The sequence below is a fragment of the Phytopseudomonas daroniae genome, from assembly GCF_004327275.1.
GTDB lineage: Bacteria > Pseudomonadota > Gammaproteobacteria > Pseudomonadales > Pseudomonadaceae > Aquipseudomonas > Aquipseudomonas daroniae.
This window is the reverse complement of sequence record NZ_QJUJ01000002.1, coordinates 54,769-71,971: the sequence shown is the minus strand read 5'-3', so window position 1 is coordinate 71,971 and position 17,203 is coordinate 54,769. Positions and strand designations below refer to the sequence as shown.

The following is a 17,203-nucleotide window of genomic DNA, read 5'->3' as shown; positions in this document are numbered from 1 at the left end:
GATACAGCGCGGCCCCAATGTGGCGTAACAGTGAGGAAAATATCAACGTTCCGGGCGAATCCCGTAGCGCTGCAAGAGGGCATTCAGGCGGCCATCCTGGCGATAGCGGCGCACACCTTCGTCGAAGATATCGCGATAGCGGGCACTGGAGGAAAGCACGGGCGAAAAGGCGATATAGATCGGCACATCCGGCACCCGGCAACCGACCTCGATCAGATCACCGGCATTGCCGTGCTGATCGAGATACATGGACATCACCCAGGTGTTTTCCAGCATCGCGTCGAGGCGCCCCAGCTCGACCTTGCGCACGTTCAGCGCCAGCGCCTGCTCACCAGCGGCAAACTGTAGACGATCCAGATTCTTCTGGTGACGATGGATGTAGCCATCGAGCTCCTCGCCATAGCTGTAACCATTGATCACTCCCAGGCGAATCTGCCCAAGGGATGCCAGGCCGGTATAACGCCAGGCGCTGTCGGCACGAGCGTAGAAACAGTTACGGGAAATACCGGGCGCTGCATCGCCGAAAATGAAATCAGGGGCATCACGAATGCCAGCGCCGACCAGCGCGTTGACTCGGCCGTTACGCACATCCTGCACCGCACGCGCCCAGTTGGTGACGCGGTATTCCACATCGATACCCGCCTCGGTAAAGATCTCCCTGGCCAACTCGACGAAGATGCCAGGCCGCTCGGCATCCTGAGCACAATTGACCGGACACCAGACGTCTGCCTCCATGACCAGGGTTTCGGCCCTGAGGCAGGCACTGCCCAGCATCGCAACAGTCAACAGGCTGCCTGCCACCCACCGAAATCCTTTCATCGCCCGCAAGCCTCCTGCTTCTGTTTCCGAGCGCGATCAATCTTCGCTGCGCACCCGTTGTAGCGCATCCAGCCAGCCAGTCACTCATGGCGCACTACGCACATGGTCGAAATTACGCGCGGCTGACCGTGTCAGTGTCTGGCGATCGCTTCAAGGTCACCGTAAAAACCAGCCTGCATGCCGACCAGATCAGCGACTCCATACAAGCTGATTCCGATCATACAGGGACGCGCAATCCCCGCCCACGCGTGCGCTTCGAGGCTGCAGCACGCAATCGTTTCACTGCACAGTTTCGCGTGCGACATCACATTCCCTGAGTCAGACTTTCAGCAGGTCGCGGGTGACTCACCGCTCGCGGTGAAACGGTAGCAATTACCGCCACCACGAGGAGGCGGCCCAATGGCCAACAGCATCGATGATCATCGCGCAGCCGCAGAGGACGCCTGAACCAGTCAGGGGCTCGAGACTATCGACCGATGACAGCGAACTGCGCCTGCGTATGCTGGGCGAGGATTTCAGCGCTCAGTTCGACCTCGAGCCCACGACGCCCGGCACTGACATGGATGCGAGGGAAATCGAGGGCGCTGCTGTCGATGAAAGTACGCAGGCGCTTCTTCTGCCCCAGCGGGCTGATACCACCGACCAGGTAGCCGGTTGCCCGCTGCGCCACATCGACTGCGGCCATGTCGACTTTCTTCACGCCCGCCGCCTGGGCCAGCGCCTTCAAATCCAGCGTTCCGACGACCGGTACCACCGCCACCAGCAACTCCCCTTTTTCACTGCTGGCCAGCAGCGTCTTGAATACCTGTGCGGGATCGAGATCGAGCTTCTCCGCCGCCTCCAGGCCGTAGGACACCGCCTTGGGATCATGTTCGTAACTGTGGATTCGATGTTCGGCGCGAACCTTTTTCAACAGATCCAGTGCAGGGGTCATGGCAGCTCCAGGCGAAAGGTAAGAGCAAAACAGATCGCAACGATTCTAGCGCCGCTCGTCAGCAAAAAGCTCTGTTTCAATCCTGAAACGCGGATCTTGAATCGTGCGCCACGATGGAACCTATCACTCGCGCCACTGACTTATTGAACCATGCATACGATTGGTATCGAAAAAAATGACCGCCCCACAACGTTCATTTTTTGACAATACTCGTTCTTTGTATATATTTTTTTCGATAATGAACATTTTGTAGTGGCGTCACCGTCACTCCCATCAGCCATGGCGATTTTGCAAACGGCGCCCTCTGGAGGTCTCGCCCCTGCTCTGCAACAGCGCCATACAACAACAAAAATCGAGGTTCACCATGACAGCTGCTCCACGACAACCATCACTATCGGGCCAATGCATGGCCGAGTTTCTGGGCACGGCGCTGCTCATTTTCTTCGGCACTGGATGCGTTGCCGCTCTCAAGGTCGCTGGTGCAAGCTTTGGTCTCTGGGAGATCAGCATCATCTGGGGGATCGGCGTCAGCATGGCGATCTACCTGACTGCCGGTGTTTCCGGCGCGCACCTGAATCCTGCGGTGAGCATCGCTCTGTGGCTCTTCGCCGGTTTTGAAAAACGTAAATTGCCGTTCTACATCCTCGCCCAGATCGCTGGCGCTTTCTGCGCTGCCCTGTTGGTCTACACACTGTACAGCGGCCTGTTTTTCGAATTCGAACAAGCCCACCAGATGGTTCGCGGCTCCCAGGCCAGCCTTGAGCTGGCTTCGGTCTTTTCCACCTTTCCTAATCCGGTACTGTCCACCAGCCAGGCGTTCATGGTGGAAATGGTGATCACCGCAGTCCTGATGGGGGTGATCATGTCCCTGACCGATGACAACAACGGCCTGCCTCGCGGCCCGATGGCACCACTGTTGATCGGCCTGCTTATCGCTGTGATCGGTAGCTCGATGGGCCCGCTGACCGGGTTCGCGATGAATCCGGCTCGCGACTTCGGCCCCAAGCTGATGACGTTCTTCACTGGCTGGGGCGAGATCTCGCTCACTGGCGGCCGTGATATTCCATACTTCCTGGTGCCGATCTTCGCCCCGATCCTCGGTGCCTGCCTGGGCGCAGCGGTCTACCGTGGCATGATTGCCCGGCATCTGCCCAGCGCGACAGACGCCCCCGCGGTAGAACGGGCCGCCGTTAGCGACGTCAAAGTTTCCTGAATCCAACGACGCGCGATCCTCGAACGGATCGCTCGCCATTCACCCTCCGCTCATTCGTCCAAGGCAATCGACATGACCGACATTCAAAACAAGAATTACATCATTGCCCTCGATCAGGGCACGACCAGCTCCCGGGCGATCATTTTCGATCGCGACGCCAACGTGGTATGCATCGCCCAGCGTGAGTTCACTCAGCATTACCCGCAAACCGGCTGGGTCGAACACGACCCGATGGAAATCTTCGCGACCCAGAGCGCGGTGATGGTCGAAGCGCTGGCGCAGGCCGGCCTGCATCACGACCAGGTGGCTGCGATCGGCATCACCAACCAGCGTGAAACCACGGTCGTCTGGGACAAGAACACCGGCCGGCCGATCTACAACGCCGTCGTCTGGCAATGCCGCCGGAGCACCGAAATCTGCCAGCAGCTCAAGCGTGATGGCCTGGAGGAATACATTCAGGAAACCACCGGCCTGGTCACCGATCCCTACTTCTCCGGCACCAAACTCAAATGGATTCTCGATCACGTCGAAGGCAGCCGTGAACGCGCCCGCAACGGCGAGCTGCTGTTCGGCACCATCGATAGCTGGCTGATCTGGAAATTCACCGGCGGCAAGACACACATCACCGACTACACCAATGCCGCGCGCACCATGCTCTTCAACATCCACACGCTGGAGTGGGATGCGAAAATGCTGGAGGTGCTGGACATTCCGCGGGAGATGCTCCCGCAAGTGAAGTCGTCTTCGGAAATCTACGGTCACACCAAGAGCGGCATCGCCATTGCCGGTATCGCTGGCGACCAGCAGGCAGCGCTGTTCGGCCAGATGTGCGTCGAACCAGGGCAAGCGAAGAACACCTACGGCACCGGTTGTTTCCTGCTGTTGAACACCGGCGACAAGGCGGTGAAATCCCAGCACGGCATGCTCACCACCATCGCCTGCGGCCCACGCGGCGAAGTGGCCTACGCTCTGGAAGGCGCAATCTTCAACGGCGGGTCTACCATCCAGTGGCTGCGTGATGAGCTGAAGGTCGTCAACGACGCCTACGACACGGAATACTTCGCGGGCAAGGTCAAGAACAGCAATGGCGTGTATCTGGTACCGGCCTTCACCGGCCTGGGCGCGCCCTATTGGGATCCCTATGCCCGTGGTGCCCTGTTCGGCCTCAGCCGTGGCGTGAGCATCGACCACATCATCCGCGCCGCCCTCGAATCCATCGCCTATCAGACCCGCGATGTGCTCGACGCCATGCAGCAGGACTCCGGTGAACGCCTGAAATCCCTGCGGGTAGACGGCGGTGCGGTGGCCAACAACTTCCTCATGCAGTTCCAGGCCGACATCCTCGGCACCCAGGTGGTGCGTCCGCAAATGCGCGAAACCACCGCCCTGGGTGCAGCCTATCTGGCAGGCCTGGCGTGCGGCTTCTGGGGCAGCCTGGAAGAGCTGCGCGGCAAGGCGGTGATCGAGCGCGAGTTCCAACCACAACTGGCGGAAGCGGAAAAAGAACAGCTGTATGCGGGCTGGAAAAAAGCCGTCAGCCGTACCCGCGACTGGGAACCCCACGACGAGGCCAAATAGGCCCTCGGCCGGATTCGTCTCCGGCTGTAACTGGCAGTGAGCAGATTCGTGCGGCATCATGGGCAAATTCTGCATGGCAGCTCTAGGGTCTGTTGCTGTTTCAGCACGACCGCGCCGGAGCCCGTTTTGCCGCGAGGCAAGGCACGAGCCGCGAAGTTTGGCGGGCCAAATGAGCCGGCGAGAAACGCAGCATCGCGGAAAAACGGGCCCGGCCCTGCGGGTTGTGCGGGAAATCTCGCCATACGTCGTTGGAGGACTTGAAAAGGGAATGCCATTCCCTGCGTCCTCCGCCTCGCCTGGCGAGATCTCTCGCGGCAACGCGGCTTGCGCTGAAACAGCAACAGACCCTAAGGAAACCCCATGAATCTGCCTCCCCGTCAGCAGCGAATCCTCGACCTGATCCGTGAGCGCGGCTATGTCAGCATCGAGGAGCTGGCCACTCTGTTCGTCGTTACTCCGCAAACCATCCGCCGAGACATCAACCAACTGGCGGACGCCAACCTGCTGCGTCGCTACCACGGCGGCGCCGCCTATGACTCAAGCGTGGAAAACACCGCCTACGCCATGCGCGCCGATCAGATGCGTTCCGAAAAACAACGCATCGGCGAAGCTGTCGCCGCACAGATCCCCGATCACGCCTCGCTGTTCATCAATATCGGTACCACCACCGAATCCATCGCTCGCGCCCTGCTCAATCACAGTCACCTGAAGATCATCACCAATAACCTGCACGTAGCCTCGATGCTCAGTGCCAAGGATGATTTCGATGTGTTGCTCACCGGCGGCAACGTTCGTCGTGACGGCGGCCTGGTAGGCCAGGCCAGTGTCGACTTCATCAACCAGTTCAAGGTCGATTTCGCCCTGGTAGGCATCAGCGGCATCGACGAAGACGGCAGCCTGCTGGACTTCGACTATCAGGAAGTGCGGGTTTCCCAGGCGATCATCGCCAATGCCCGCAAGGTGATCCTGGCCGCCGACTCCAGCAAATTCGGGCGCAACGCCATGATCCGTCTCGGCCCCATCAGCCTGATCGACTGCCTGGTGACCGACCAGCAGCCGGTACCAGCACTGAGCCAGTTGCTCGATCAGCACAAGATCCGTCTCGAAGTGGTCTGACCCTCACTCGCTATCGCACTTCCCTACCCTACCCGCGCCCGGACGATGGAACGGCTGATTGCCATCGTCCTCGAAAGGCTCCCTGCCTCCTCCGCCGTTCATTCGAACGCAACCCGAACCTTCCACGGCTACAGTCATGGGTTCGTGTATTTTCATTCCAGCGTACGGTGATGAGTTTTTTCAATCGAATCTCACTGGATACGTGACTCTTCATGCGCTAGTATTTTCGAAAATGAACATAGATGTTCGAATTCAAATGCAAAAGCAACACGAGGCCTGACGATGCCCACATCCATCTTGTCCACCAGCCCGCTGTCCGAGATTTACGACATTGCCGTCGTTGGCGGTGGTATCAACGGTACCGGCATCGCCTGTGATGCAGCCGGTCGTGGCCTGTCCGTGTTCCTTTGCGAGAAGGACGATCTCGCCCGACATACCTCATCGGCGAGCAGCAAGTTGATCCACGGCGGCTTGCGCTACCTGGAGCATCACGAGTTCCGCCTGGTGCGCGAGGCTCTCGCCGAACGCGAGGTATTGCTGGCCAAAGCGCCACACATCGTCAGCCCGATGCGCTTCATCCTGCCCCACCGCCCGCATCTGCGCCCTGCCTGGCTGATCCGTGCCGGGCTGTTTCTGTATGACAACCTGGGTAAACGCAAAGCCCTGCCCCGCTCACGCGGTTTGCGCTTCGATGCGGGCAGCCCGCTCAAGGCGGAGATCAGCAAGGGCTTCGAATATTCGGATTGCTGGGTGGATGACGCACGACTGGTAGTGCTAAACGCCATGGCCGCCCGCGAGCACGGTGCCCACGTGCACACCCATACGCGCTGCGTCAGCGCACGGCGCAGCAAGGGGTTGTGGCACATACACCTGGAACGAAGCGACGGCAGCCTGTTCTCGATTCGCGCCAAGGCGCTGGTCAATGCCGCTGGCCCCTGGGTGGCGCGCTTTATCCGCGACGATCTGAAACAGCAATCGCCCTACGGCATTCGTCTGATCCAGGGCAGCCATATCATCGTGCCGCGGCTGTTCGACGGTGAACAAGCCTACATTCTGCAAAACGAAGACCGCCGTATCGTCTTCGCCATTCCGTACCTCGATCGCTTCACCCTGATCGGCACCACCGACCGTGAATACAACGGCGACCCGGCCACGGTCAGCATCAGCGACGAGGAAATCGATTACCTGTTGCAGGTGGTCAACGATCATTTCCGCGAATCGGTCAGCCGTACCGATATCCTCCACAGCTACGCAGGCGTGCGCCCACTGTGCGACGACGAATCCGACGAGCCGTCGGCGATCACTCGCGACTACACCCTGTCGTTGTCGGCTCAGGGTGACGAACCACCGCTGCTATCGGTGTTTGGCGGCAAGCTGACCACCTATCGTAAGCTGGCGGAGTCGGCATTGGCGCAGTTGGCGCCCTTCTTCCCCAACCTTGGCGCACGCTGGACGGCGGAGGCGCCTCTGCCTGGTGGCGAACAGATGCAGGATCGGCAAAGCCTCATCGACGCGCTCTGTGAACGTCACGGCTGGCTGGATACGTCGCTGGCACGCCGCTGGGCCGCCAGTTATGGCAGCCGTACCTGGCAGTTGCTCGCGAACGTGGAGAGCGCGGATCAACTGGGCGAAGACTTCGGCCACGGTCTGTACGCCCGCGAGGTGGATTACCTGCGCCAGCACGAATGGGCGACCGAGGTAGACGACATCCTCTGGCGGCGCAGCAAGCTCGGCCTGTTCCTGTCCCCGGCGCAGCGCAGCAAACTGCAGCGCTACCTGACTCCGCAAGCGCACCCGGCAGCGTCGAGCCCTACATCTGCACCAGTTGCGCATCCAGGCGATGAGCCTGCAGATGTGGCAGCACGGCCGCCAGCAACGGCGCCTTGAAACGCTCCTGAAGGCGGTGGGCGAGCCCAGGGATCAGCCGCAGCTCACTACCACGAACATGCGCGGCCACATGTACACCATGCATCACCGGCAACAGTGGATCAGCCGTGCCGTGTACCACCAGCGTCGGCACCTGCAGGCGGTTGAGCAGATCCACCCGGCTGGTCTCGGCCAGAATCGCCAGCAGTTGCCGCTCCACCCCCAGCGGATTGAAGGCACGGTCGTAAGCGACCTCGGCCTGGTGCAGCAACATCGCACGGTCATCCACCACCGTCGGGCTGCCCAGCGCGGCCAGTAGATCGGCCTGCTGCTCAAGCGCCACCTCGCGGCTGGGTGCGTCACGGCGGGACAACAGTCGCAACAGCGCAGGGCTCGGCGCTGGCAGCCCCTGGGCACCGGAGCTGGTCATCACCAAGGTCAGACTACGCACCCGTTGCGGCGCCATATCGGCGACGTGCTGGGCGATCATCCCGCCCATACTGGCGCCGAGCAGATGGAATTGACGAATGCCCAGGGCATCCATCAGACCCAGCGCATCACCGGCCATATCACGCAGCTCATAAGGTGCTCCGACTGATAGCCCCAGCCGGTAGCGCAGCACTTCGTAGGCCAGGTTGACGGTGGGTGCCTCGGCATTCCAGCGGCTCAGGCCAACATCCCGGTTGTCATAGCGAATCACCCGAAAGCCCTGCTCGCACAGCTGCTCCACCACGTCATCCGGCCAGTGGATCAATTGTCCACCCAGGCCCATGACCAGCAACAGCGCCGGGTCGCTATCGCGCCCGATGCTCTGGTAAGCCAGACTTACCTCGCGCAGCGACACGCGCTCGACGTCCGAGCCGACCTTGCATACTTCAGTCGCCAGGGACGACAGGCTGCACAGCAAGGCAGCCAGAAAAATCACGACGCGCATCATTGATTCCATAAGCGATAAACCGAATAGCCAAGCAGTGTCGCAGTGATCGGCAGAAGCGCGCTGCCACACAATGGTGACAGTTTGATGAAACCTGCCAGGTGGGCGGTGCAAGTCCGGCTCGACAGTGAACGAACACTGGGACACACTGCTGCCCATGAAAAGCGCTCATCTTCCAGAGCGCTCAGTTGAATATCTCGCAGGTCAGCATATGCTCGAAATACGCCATTTGAAGACGCTTCACGCCTTGCGTGAGACCGATAGCCTGGTCGAGGCCGCTGAGCGCCTGCACCTGACCCAGTCGGCGCTGTCGCACCAGTTCAAGGAACTGGAGGAGCGCCTGGGCATGCAATTGTTCGTACGCAAGACCAAACCGGTGCGTTTCACCAGTGCCGGGCTGCGCCTGCTGCAGTTGTGCGATAGCGTGCTACCCCTGCTGCGCAGCGCCGAGCGGGATCTGTCGCGCCTCGCCGGCGGCACTGCGGGCCGCCTGCACATGGCCATCGAATGCCACAGCTGCTTCCAATGGCTAATGCCGACCATCGATCAGTTCCGCGATGCCTGGCCGGAAGTGGAGCTGGATCTGGCCTCCGGTTTTTCCTTCGCACCGCTACCCGCCCTGGCCCGCGGCGACCTCGACCTGGTGGTGACTTCCGATCCCGTGGAACTGTCCGGCATCACTTACGTACCGCTGTTCACCTATGAAGCCATGCTGGCGGTGGCCAATCAGCACGCGCTGGCCAACCGGCCATTCATCCGTCCCGAGGATCTGAGCCGGGAAACCCTGATCACCTACCCGGTGGAACGGGATCGATTGGACATCTTCACGCGTTTTCTCGAACCCGCCGATGTCGAGCCGGCCCAGGTACGTACCTCCGAACTGACGGTGATGATGATGCAACTGGTGGCCAGCGGCCGTGGTGTTTGCGGCCTACCCAACTGGGCGCTGCACGAGTACAGCTCGCGCGGTTACGTGACCGCCAAACGCCTGGGCGACAAGGGGCTGTTCGCCACTCTGTATGCCGGCATTCGCACGGACATGCTCGATGCGCCGTTCATGCGTGATTTCCTGCTCACCGCCAAGGACACCTCCTTCGCCAACCTCGAAGGAGTCAGCGTCGCCCGGCAGTGACGGCTCAGGCTGCGCCTGATGACGCCCTGAACACTCTCCCGACGGAAACTCCCCATGAACATCAGCGATATCCCTTTTGGCATTACCGACTGGAGCCAGGTGGGCGCCACCGAGCAGCCCGGCGAAACGGGCGTAGCCCACTGGCGAACCCGCCAGTTCGGCGCGCTACGCGTACGCATGGTCGACTATTCGCCCGGTTATCTGGCCGATCACTGGTGCAGCAAGGGCCATATCCTGCTGTGCCTGGAAGGCGAGCTGCATACCGAACTGGAAGATGGTCGCCGCTTCGTGATGACCGCGGGCATGAGCTATCAGGTCGCCGATCAGGCCGAGGCGCACCGCAGTTCGACGAATAGCGGCGCGCGGCTGTTCATCGTCGACTGACCCTTGCCGTACGGCAGCACGGGTTACAGGCCGCCCATCAGCGGCTATGCTGACGAGCGTTTCCAGCCACCGGAGCCACTGATGACCTTCTCCCACAGCCTGTCGCTCCTCGCGACAATAGCCTTGTTGAGCGCCTGCGCGAGCCAGTCCAGAAGCGTCACCGTGCAGGAGCAAAGCCAGTGCCCGATCAACCTGCACGCTGGCCAGCAGGTGATCCTCAGCCTGCCGAGCAACCCCACCACCGGTTATCGCTGGGCGGTGCGCGAAGATGCCGCGAGCATACTCAAGAGCCTTGGCCCTGAAGTTTACAGTGCCGCTGAAAACTCCGATCTGGTCGGTGGCGCTGGTCATTCCACCTGGCGTTTCCAGGCGACTGGAAGCGGTGAAGCACGCCTGCTGCTGACTTATGCACAGCCCTGGGATGCCAGCGCCGAACCGGCCGAGACCTTCGATTGCCGGATTCGTGTTCGCTAGGCTCACGTCCCCCATCCGATCATGGGCACCGTTCCAGCGGTCGAAGAGTCTGTGTCCAGGAGGTGGGGCTCCGGCTCGCCCGCAAGCATGCTCCTGCGCCGGGGATCGCACGAATACACCCGACAAGGTTTGGCTAATCGCCGGACTTGGCTAAAATGCGCGCCTTTCCAGCTCCGCGCAGACAGATCGTGAACAGACAGCCCGACCAACTTTTCGCCCAGCCACTGGATCAGGTACCGGACTTCGTCTTCAACGAAGACGTGGCCCGGGTGTTCCCGGACATGATCAAGCGCTCGGTACCCGGTTACCCGACCATCGTCGAGAACATCGGCGTGCTGGCCGGCCAGTTCGCTCGACCAGGCAGCCTGCTTTATGACCTGGGCTGTTCGCTGGGCGCCGTCACCCAGGCGCTGCGTCGCCACGTACAGATCGAGGGTTGCCGGGTCATCGCGGTGGACAACTCCGCCGCCATGGTCGAACGCTGTCGCGAATATCTGCACGCCCAGGACGCCATGTTTCAGGAATTGCTGCCGGTCGAGGTTATCGAAGCGGACATTCTCGCCATGGACTGGCAACCCGCCTCTCTGGTGGCGATGAACTTCACTCTGCAGTTCATCGCGCCGGAGAACCGTCTGGAGCTGCTCAGCCGTATTCACCGCACGCTGCTGCCTGGTGGTGCGCTGATTCTGTCGGAGAAGCTGCGCTTCGAAGACGAACAACAGCATGCCTTGCTCACCGATTTGCATGTCGCCTTCAAGCGCGCCAACGGTTACAGCGAGCTGGAAATCGCCCAGAAACGCAGCGCCATCGAAAACGTGATGCTGCCCGATAGCCTCGAACAACACCGCGAACGCCTGCTCGCCGCCGGTTTCAGCAAGGTGGTGCCATGGTTCCAGTGCCTGAACTTCACCTCCCTGGTGGCCCTGCCATGATGCGGCGCATGGATCTCGACGCCCTGCAAGCACAGCTCGCCGGGACGCCGCTGCAGGAATGGAGCGCCGACCTGCCAGGGCAGATCGACGCCAAGCTGGCCATCGGTCATGGCGACCTGCAGCGCTGGTATGGCGCTGTCGAGGCGCTGCCGCCACTGGACGCCGAGCAGATCGATCTGCTCAAGGACTTCAAGCTCGACGGCCCTCGTGACGAGGCCGCACAGGCCTCCCTGGATAGTGCCCTGCGTGGTCTGATCCCCTGGCGTAAAGGCCCGTTCCACCTGTTCGGTGTACACGTGGACACCGAATGGCGTTCCGACTGGAAATGGCAGCGGGTTTCCCCGCACCTGGATCTGGCCGGCAAGCGCGTACTCGATGTCGGTTGCGGCAATGGCTACTACATGTGGCGGATGCTCGGCGACGGCGCCGAAAGCGTGGTCGGCATCGATCCGAACTGGTTGTTCCTCTGCCAGTTCCTGGCCATGAAACGCTACCTGCCGGACATGCCGGCCTGGCACCTGCCCATCGGTATCGAGGAACTGCCCGCGAAACTGCAAGGCTTCGACACCGTGTTTTCCATGGGCGTGCTGTACCACCGACGCTCCCCCATCGACCACCTGCTGGAACTCAAGGACTGCCTGCTCAAGGGCGGCGAACTGGTATTGGAGACTCTGGTGGTGGAAGGCGATGCCAACCAGGTGCTAGTGCCCGAAGATCGTTACGCGCAGATGCGCAACGTGTGGTTCCTGCCCTCGGTACCGGCGTTGGAACTGTGGTTGCGCCGTGCCGGCTTCGTCGACGTGCGCTGTGTGGACGTCAGCATTACCTCGATCGAGGAACAACGCAGCACCGAGTGGATGCGCTTCCAGTCGCTACCGGAATTTCTCGACCCGCTGGATCATCGCCGCACCATCGAAGGCCTACCGGCACCACGCCGCGCGGTGCTGGTCGCGCGCAAACCCTGAAGAGCAGTTGCAAGCCTCAAACAAAGGTTGAGGCTTGCAGCTTTCTCCTGGCATCACCGTGTCGTGTTTATTCGTCGTCACTTTTGCGGCGCCACTCGGCCTGCCGCGCGACGATCACCCTGAGCGGCATCTGCGCTCCGGCGCTTACTCGCTCACGCGCGCTGCCCAAGCGCACCTGACCAAGGTTTTCGAGTGCGAGCAGGCGGCGCATCTTGCGGCGCCAGTTCCAGGCAAAATACCAGTCGCCCAGCCATTGCGGCGGAGTCATACTCGGTGCTTGCCCTTGAGTCGCGTGCTCAGAACCTGCCACATGTTGTTTGTTCGCTGTCATGACAACTCTCCTCAACAACCCTTGATCACCGGTTATCGGCGATGGCTTGCTGACAGATTGAGTTGCGCCTATCGTTAAGGCAAACGAGTAATACCTAACAACCAATTAAGAAAATATTAACGCCACCATGAATACAGCCATGCTCGCCGAGCTACCCGCCTCCCTTCCACTATTGGAAAGCGACGTGCTGAAGACCTTTGTCGGGATCGCCGAGAGTGGCAGTTTCACCCGTACCGCCGCACAGGTTTTCCGCACCACCGCGGCCGTCAGCCAACAGATCAAACGCTTGGAAGAAACCCTGGGGCGCACCCTTTTTCTGCGCGAGAGTCGCCGCGTGCGGCTCACCTCGGACGGTGAAATGCTGCTCGGCTACGCCCGGCGCCTGCTCAAGCTCAACGAAGAGGCCGTATCGCACTTTCTGGTTCCGAACCTGGCGGGCACGGTTCGCTTTGGCACGGCCTTCGATATCGGCGTGGGTGCCCTCCCCGAGCTGCTGTCGCAGTTCGCCCTCAGCCATCCGGCAGTTCAGGTCGACGTATCGGTAGGCCGCAGCCGTGAGCTGATCGAACGCCTGGATGAGGGGGAGCTCGACCTTACGTTGATCAACACCGGCAACGGTGATGCCGACGACTCCCGTGGCGAAATCATCTGCAGCGAAGCGCTGGTGTGGGCAGGCCGTGATGGCGGACTGGCAATCAAACGCAGCCCGCTGCCGCTGGCCGTAGCGAGCCATGGCTGCGCCTGGCGACGCGCAGCCATGGACGGACTCGATCGCATGGGGCGCAGTTACCGAATCGCCTACTCCAGCGAGCAATGCGCCGGCCAGGAAGCGGCGCTGCTCGCCGATCTGGCTATCGCGGCTTTCCCTGCCAGCCTGGTCAAGCCGCCGCTACGTCGTCTCAACCAGCAGGAGCACGGGCTGCCGCCGCTGGGTGACTATCACATCAAGTTGCTGCGCGGCAGCAACCGTGGCGCCGCCGCCGACGCGCTGGCGGCACAAGTCGCAGTGGCCTACGGCACACGCCGCTAACCAGGCGCCTCAGCGCGCGGCGGCGTCCTGGATCAGTTGCTTCATCTCCCGCACTGCATCCTTGAAGCCAACGAACAGAGCGTGGCTGACCAACGCGTGACCGATGTTCAGTTCGTTGATGCCGGAGATCGCCGCCACCGGCTCGACGTTGTGGTAATGCAGGCCATGGCCGGCGTTGACGATCAGCCCGAGCGAGACGCCCAGGGCAACACCTTCGCGGATACGCTGCAGCTCGGCGGCAGCCTCGTGCGGATCATGAGCATCGGCATAACGACCGGTGTGCAGTTCGATGGCCGGGGCACCAACACGTTTGCTCGCCTCGATCTGCCGCGGATCAGCGTCGATGAACAGCGAGACTTCACTGCCGATAGCAGCCAGGCGCTGTACCGCAGCGGCGATGCGCGCTTCCTGGCCTGCCACGTCCAGGCCACCTTCAGTGGTCAATTCCTGGCGGGTTTCCGGTACCAGGCAGACGTGTTCAGGGCGAATTTCTTCGGCGAAATCGAGCATGAAGTCGGTCACCCCCATCTCGAAGTTCATGCGCGTCTGCAGCACTTCCTTGAGCAGGCGCACATCGCGCTCCTGGATATGCCGACGATCTTCGCGCAGGTGCACGGTGATGCCATCGGCACCCGCCTCCTCGGCGTCCAGCGCCGCCTTCACCGGGTCGGGATAACGCGTACCGCGCGCCTGACGCAGGGTGGCGACGTGGTCGATATTCACGCCCAGCAAAACACGATTGGTTTCAGTCACGGATCGGCTCCTTGAGCGTCATGAACAATTCGCGGCTGACCAGCGGTCGGCCGCCCAGATGAGGAGCGAGCGCCTGACGCATCAGACGCTTGGCGGCTGCCAGCGCACCCGGTGCCGTCCAGTCCGCCTCGGCCATGGCCAGCAGCTCGCTGCCGAGAAAGGCGCCTGGCTGCCAATGGCCGATGGGTAGCAGGCCACTGTCGGCCTGCAGCCGGTAAAGCCCGGCGGCGACCACGGGATCACCCTGCACATCGCTGTCGAGGGCAAAACCATAGCCGAGTTCGTCGAGCAGGCGCCACTCGAAAGCGCGCAACAGCGGCTCCAGCGCTCGCCCCTGGGCCAGCGCCAGTACGGTGACGGCGTACTGCTCGAAAATGACGGGATGAGGGTCTTCCGCCGGCAGCACACGGATCAGCAATTCATTCAGGTAAAGGCCACTGAACAGCGCCTCACCCGTGAGCAGATTGGGAATGCCGGCCGCTTCCAGCCGGCCCACGTTCTTCAGCTCACCGCGCCCGCGGGTTTCCAGTTCGAGAGGAATGAACGGGCGGCCCAGACTACCGGCCTTGCCCCGCGCGCCACGCAACACGGCACGCAAACGCCCCTGGGGTGTGAGGAAATCGACCAGCGCACTGCTTTCACGGTACGCGCGGCTGTGCAGAACATAGGCGGGCTGGCTGAGCGCAAGCATGCTGAATCACCCGCTGTCGGTACCAGCCGCGAGGCGGCGGGATGGCTGTATCAGATATTGTCGTAACCGAGAGAACGCAGAGCGCGCTCGTCGTCGGACCAACCGCTTTTGACCTTGACCCAGAGGTTGAGCATGACCTTGGTGTCGAACATCGACTCCATGTCCTTGCGCGCGTCCTGACCAATGCGCTTGATGCGCTCGCCCTTCTCGCCAATGATGATCTTCTTCTGCCCGTCACGCTCGACCAGGATCAGTGCGTGGATATGCATGATCCGTCCTTCGCGCTTGAACTCCTCGATTTCCACGGTGATCTGGTAAGGCAGCTCGGCGCCCAGCTGACGCATGATCTTCTCGCGCACCAGTTCGGCGGCGAAAAAGCGCCCGGAGCGGTCGGTGATCTGGTCTTCCGGGAAGAAGTGCACACCTTCCGGCAGACGCTCACCGACCAGCTTTTCCAGAGAATCGAGGTTGTGGCCCTGCTGCGCCGACACGGGCACGATCTCGGCATTCGGCAACTGCTCTGCCAGCCACTTCAGGTGCGGCATCAGATCGGCCTTGTCGTCCAGGCGATCAGTCTTGTTGACCGCCAGGATCACCGGCCCCTGCACGTACTGAACACGTTCGAGCACCATCTGGTCTTCGTCGGTCCAGCGGGTACGGTCGACCACGAAGATCACCACGTCGACATCCTTGAGGGCCGACGAGGCGTTCTTGTTCATGTAACGGTTGAGCGCTTTCTCGTTGTTCTTGTGCAGACCGGGGGTGTCGACGTAGATGGCCTGTACGTCACCCTCGGTCTTGATACCGAGCATGTTGTGACGGGTGGTCTGCGGCTTGCGCGAAGTGATCGCCAGCTTCTGGCCGAGAATGTGATTGAGCAACGTCGACTTGCCCACGTTGGGCCGGCCGACGATGGCGACGTAGCCACAGCGTGTTACAGGCGAATCAGTCATTGCCGTTCTCCACACCCAGAGCGATCAGCGCTGCCGTCGCCGCTACCTGTTCGGCGATGCGGCGACTGGCGCCTTGGCCCAGGGTTTTATCATTGAGTAAGTTGACCTGACACTCGACCACGAATGTTCGGCAATGGGGCTCGCCCTGAATATCGACCACCTCGTAACGCGGCAGCTCGCAGGCACGTGACTGCAGGAATTCCTGCAGACGGGTCTTGGGATCCTTGTTGGTATCGACCAGGGTCAGACCGTCCAGCTCGTTGGTCAACCAGGCCAGCACGCGCTCCCGGGCGACGTCCATGCCGGCATCCAGGTAGATGGCGCCGATCAGGGCTTCCAGCGCATCGGCGAGGATCGAATCACGACGGAAACCGCCACTCTTCAGCTCGCCGGAACCCAGACGCAGGTACTCGCCCAGGTCGAAACCGCGGGCCAGTATGGCCAGGGTCTCGCCTTTCACCAGACGCGCACGCAGCCTCGACAGCTGCCCTTCACGGGCCTGGGGAAAGCGCTCGTAGAGCGCTTCACCGGCAACGAAATTGAGGATGGCATCACCGAGAAACTCCAGACGCTCGTTATTGCGCCCGGCGAAGCTACGGTGGGTCAGCGCCAGGATCATCAGATCCTGATCCTTGAAACTGTGCCCGAGCTGGCGCTCGAGGCGGGTCAACGAAACACTCACGGCATACGCACACGGAATTCTTTATCGAAATTAACCACCAGATCGAGGTTCTCGATCAGCGATTCACGTTTTTCATACTTCAGGTGGGCGAGAAACTCGTTGTTCTCGATGGTCACCTTCAAGACTTCCTTCAGGTTCAGGTCGCGGATGCTGTTGACCGTCATGCCACGGCTGACGTGGGAATAGAAATCGCCCACGGTTCTGACTTCCTGCAACTTGTCGGTTTCCACCGAGGTGATGATCTTTTCCATCGACATATAGTCGAGGTAATGCGGAATCACCTTGAACGCGGTGCTGGCGAGAAACGCCACCACAGCAAGCACCACCAGCCAACTCACAATAGACAAGCCTTGCTGCGAGCGTGCGAATTTCATGTTTTTCCCCAATATCCAAATAGTTCCAGTCATGCGCATCGG

At 61.2% G+C, this 17,203-nt stretch carries 19 protein-coding genes; 10 read left to right on the top strand and 9 right to left on the bottom strand.

Annotation, left to right across the window (positions count from 1 at the left end; translation table 11 throughout):
• Positions 1-42: 42 nt before the first annotated feature.
• Both DNK10_RS05395 and ybaK read right to left on the bottom strand, forming a co-directional pair.
• On the bottom strand, positions 43-819 hold the full coding sequence (locus tag DNK10_RS05395; RefSeq protein WP_131190845.1) for a substrate-binding periplasmic protein: 777 nt from the start codon (positions 817-819) through the stop codon (positions 43-45).
• Between the two features lie 466 nt (positions 820-1,285).
• Entirely contained in the window at positions 1,286-1,753 is a 468-nt protein-coding gene (gene ybaK, locus DNK10_RS05390) for a Cys-tRNA(Pro) deacylase (RefSeq protein ID WP_131178642.1), read from the bottom strand.
• A gap of 364 nt (positions 1,754-2,117) precedes the next feature.
• On the opposite strand from ybaK, the gene DNK10_RS05385 reads away from it, so the two are divergent.
• The 4 genes from DNK10_RS05385 (at position 2,118) to glpD (ending at position 7,547) form a co-directional block, all read left to right on the top strand.
• Entirely contained in the window at positions 2,118-2,966 is an 849-nt protein-coding gene (locus DNK10_RS05385; RefSeq protein ID WP_131190844.1) for an MIP/aquaporin family protein, read from the top strand.
• Positions 2,967-3,038: 72 nt separating this feature from the next.
• Positions 3,039-4,544, top strand: a complete 1,506-nt coding sequence (gene glpK / locus DNK10_RS05380; protein WP_131178644.1) for a glycerol kinase GlpK — start codon at positions 3,039-3,041, stop codon at positions 4,542-4,544.
• Between the two features lie 360 nt (positions 4,545-4,904).
• Positions 4,905-5,660, top strand: coding sequence for a DeoR family transcriptional regulator (locus DNK10_RS05370; protein ID WP_131190842.1), 756 nt, complete (start codon positions 4,905-4,907; stop codon positions 5,658-5,660).
• Positions 5,661-5,942: 282 nt separating this feature from the next.
• Positions 5,943-7,547, top strand: coding sequence for a glycerol-3-phosphate dehydrogenase (gene glpD, locus DNK10_RS05365; protein ID WP_131190841.1), 1,605 nt, complete (start codon positions 5,943-5,945; stop codon positions 7,545-7,547).
• Here glpD and DNK10_RS05360 read toward each other — a convergent pair.
• On the bottom strand, positions 7,471-8,460 hold the full coding sequence (locus tag DNK10_RS05360; RefSeq protein ID WP_131190840.1) for an alpha/beta fold hydrolase: 990 nt from the start codon (positions 8,458-8,460) through the stop codon (positions 7,471-7,473). The genes glpD and DNK10_RS05360 overlap by 77 nt on opposite strands.
• A gap of 211 nt (positions 8,461-8,671) precedes the next feature.
• Between DNK10_RS05360 and metR the strand changes: the two genes are divergently transcribed.
• The 5 genes from metR (at position 8,672) to cmoB (ending at position 12,347) form a co-directional block, all read left to right on the top strand.
• Positions 8,672-9,592: a transcriptional regulator MetR gene (gene metR / locus DNK10_RS05355; protein WP_131190839.1), complete on the top strand. Its 921-nt coding sequence runs from the start codon at positions 8,672-8,674 to the stop codon at positions 9,590-9,592.
• A gap of 54 nt (positions 9,593-9,646) precedes the next feature.
• Complete coding sequence (locus DNK10_RS05350; protein WP_131190838.1) at positions 9,647-9,976, top strand: DHCW motif cupin fold protein; 330 nt, start codon at positions 9,647-9,649, stop codon at positions 9,974-9,976.
• A gap of 81 nt (positions 9,977-10,057) precedes the next feature.
• On the top strand, positions 10,058-10,450 hold the full coding sequence (locus DNK10_RS05345) for a protease inhibitor I42 family protein (protein ID WP_131178650.1): 393 nt from the start codon (positions 10,058-10,060) through the stop codon (positions 10,448-10,450).
• A 155-nt stretch (positions 10,451-10,605) separates the two neighbouring features.
• On the top strand, positions 10,606-11,382 hold the full coding sequence (cmoA, locus tag DNK10_RS05340; RefSeq protein ID WP_165493683.1) for a carboxy-S-adenosyl-L-methionine synthase CmoA: 777 nt from the start codon (positions 10,606-10,608) through the stop codon (positions 11,380-11,382).
• Positions 11,379-12,347 carry a tRNA 5-methoxyuridine(34)/uridine 5-oxyacetic acid(34) synthase CmoB gene (gene cmoB, locus DNK10_RS05335; RefSeq protein ID WP_131190837.1) on the top strand — a complete coding sequence of 323 codons (969 nt, stop codon included), beginning with the start codon at positions 11,379-11,381 and terminating at the stop codon, positions 12,345-12,347. The genes cmoA and cmoB overlap by 4 nt, the downstream gene beginning before the upstream one ends.
• 67 nt (positions 12,348-12,414) lie before the next feature.
• On the opposite strand, the gene DNK10_RS05330 is transcribed toward cmoB, so the two are convergent.
• Complete coding sequence (locus tag DNK10_RS05330; RefSeq protein ID WP_131190836.1) at positions 12,415-12,678, bottom strand: hypothetical protein; 264 nt, start codon at positions 12,676-12,678, stop codon at positions 12,415-12,417.
• A gap of 139 nt (positions 12,679-12,817) precedes the next feature.
• Here DNK10_RS05330 and DNK10_RS05325 point away from each other — a divergent pair, with 139 nt between their 5' ends.
• Complete coding sequence (locus tag DNK10_RS05325; RefSeq protein ID WP_131182254.1) at positions 12,818-13,708, top strand: LysR substrate-binding domain-containing protein; 891 nt, start codon at positions 12,818-12,820, stop codon at positions 13,706-13,708.
• Between the two features lie 9 nt (positions 13,709-13,717).
• Here the strand turns inward: DNK10_RS05325 and pdxJ are convergent, their stop codons facing one another.
• Genes pdxJ through DNK10_RS05300 form a run of 5 tightly spaced genes read right to left on the bottom strand, consistent with a single transcriptional unit; the run spans position 13,718 to position 17,161 of the window.
• The gene (gene pdxJ / locus DNK10_RS05320; protein ID WP_131190835.1) at positions 13,718-14,461 is read right to left on the bottom strand and encodes a pyridoxine 5'-phosphate synthase; all 744 of its coding nucleotides are present in this window, start codon (positions 14,459-14,461) and stop codon (positions 13,718-13,720) included.
• The gene (recO, locus tag DNK10_RS05315) at positions 14,454-15,152 is read right to left on the bottom strand and encodes a DNA repair protein RecO (protein ID WP_131182256.1); all 699 of its coding nucleotides are present in this window, start codon (positions 15,150-15,152) and stop codon (positions 14,454-14,456) included. Before recO ends, pdxJ begins: the two co-directional genes overlap by 8 nt.
• Before the next feature lie 50 nt (positions 15,153-15,202).
• Positions 15,203-16,105, bottom strand: coding sequence for a GTPase Era (gene era, locus DNK10_RS05310; protein WP_131190834.1), 903 nt, complete (start codon positions 16,103-16,105; stop codon positions 15,203-15,205).
• Complete coding sequence (rnc, locus tag DNK10_RS05305; RefSeq protein WP_042555037.1) at positions 16,098-16,787, bottom strand: ribonuclease III; 690 nt, start codon at positions 16,785-16,787, stop codon at positions 16,098-16,100. Before rnc ends, era begins: the two co-directional genes overlap by 8 nt.
• Positions 16,784-17,161: a DUF4845 domain-containing protein gene (locus DNK10_RS05300; protein ID WP_131182258.1), complete on the bottom strand. Its 378-nt coding sequence runs from the start codon at positions 17,159-17,161 to the stop codon at positions 16,784-16,786. The genes rnc and DNK10_RS05300 overlap by 4 nt, the downstream gene beginning before the upstream one ends.
• Between the last annotated feature and the right edge of the window lie 42 nt (positions 17,162-17,203).

Coding starts and splice junctions, on each gene's coding strand:
- DNK10_RS05325 (WP_131182254.1), top strand. CDS start 12,818: ATGCTCGCCGAGCTACCCGCCTCCCTTCCACTATTGGAAAGCGACGTG.
- ybaK (WP_131178642.1), bottom strand. CDS start 1,753: ATGACCCCTGCACTGGATCTGTTGAAAAAGGTTCGCGCCGAACATCGA.
- DNK10_RS05395 (WP_131190845.1), bottom strand. CDS start 819: ATGAAAGGATTTCGGTGGGTGGCAGGCAGCCTGTTGACTGTTGCGATG.
- DNK10_RS05350 (WP_131190838.1), top strand. CDS start 9,647: ATGAACATCAGCGATATCCCTTTTGGCATTACCGACTGGAGCCAGGTG.
- DNK10_RS05300 (WP_131182258.1), bottom strand. CDS start 17,161: ATGAAATTCGCACGCTCGCAGCAAGGCTTGTCTATTGTGAGTTGGCTG.
- cmoA (WP_165493683.1), top strand. CDS start 10,606: ATGCGCGCCTTTCCAGCTCCGCGCAGACAGATCGTGAACAGACAGCCC.
- recO (WP_131182256.1), bottom strand. CDS start 15,152: ATGCTTGCGCTCAGCCAGCCCGCCTATGTTCTGCACAGCCGCGCGTAC.
- DNK10_RS05370 (WP_131190842.1), top strand. CDS start 4,905: ATGAATCTGCCTCCCCGTCAGCAGCGAATCCTCGACCTGATCCGTGAG.
- metR (WP_131190839.1), top strand. CDS start 8,672: ATGCTCGAAATACGCCATTTGAAGACGCTTCACGCCTTGCGTGAGACC.
- DNK10_RS05360 (WP_131190840.1), bottom strand. CDS start 8,460: ATGCGCGTCGTGATTTTTCTGGCTGCCTTGCTGTGCAGCCTGTCGTCC.
- glpD (WP_131190841.1), top strand. CDS start 5,943: ATGCCCACATCCATCTTGTCCACCAGCCCGCTGTCCGAGATTTACGAC.
- DNK10_RS05385 (WP_131190844.1), top strand. CDS start 2,118: ATGACAGCTGCTCCACGACAACCATCACTATCGGGCCAATGCATGGCC.
- DNK10_RS05330 (WP_131190836.1), bottom strand. CDS start 12,678: ATGACAGCGAACAAACAACATGTGGCAGGTTCTGAGCACGCGACTCAA.
- glpK (WP_131178644.1), top strand. CDS start 3,039: ATGACCGACATTCAAAACAAGAATTACATCATTGCCCTCGATCAGGGC.
- cmoB (WP_131190837.1), top strand. CDS start 11,379: ATGATGCGGCGCATGGATCTCGACGCCCTGCAAGCACAGCTCGCCGGG.
- DNK10_RS05345 (WP_131178650.1), top strand. CDS start 10,058: ATGACCTTCTCCCACAGCCTGTCGCTCCTCGCGACAATAGCCTTGTTG.
- era (WP_131190834.1), bottom strand. CDS start 16,105: ATGACTGATTCGCCTGTAACACGCTGTGGCTACGTCGCCATCGTCGGC.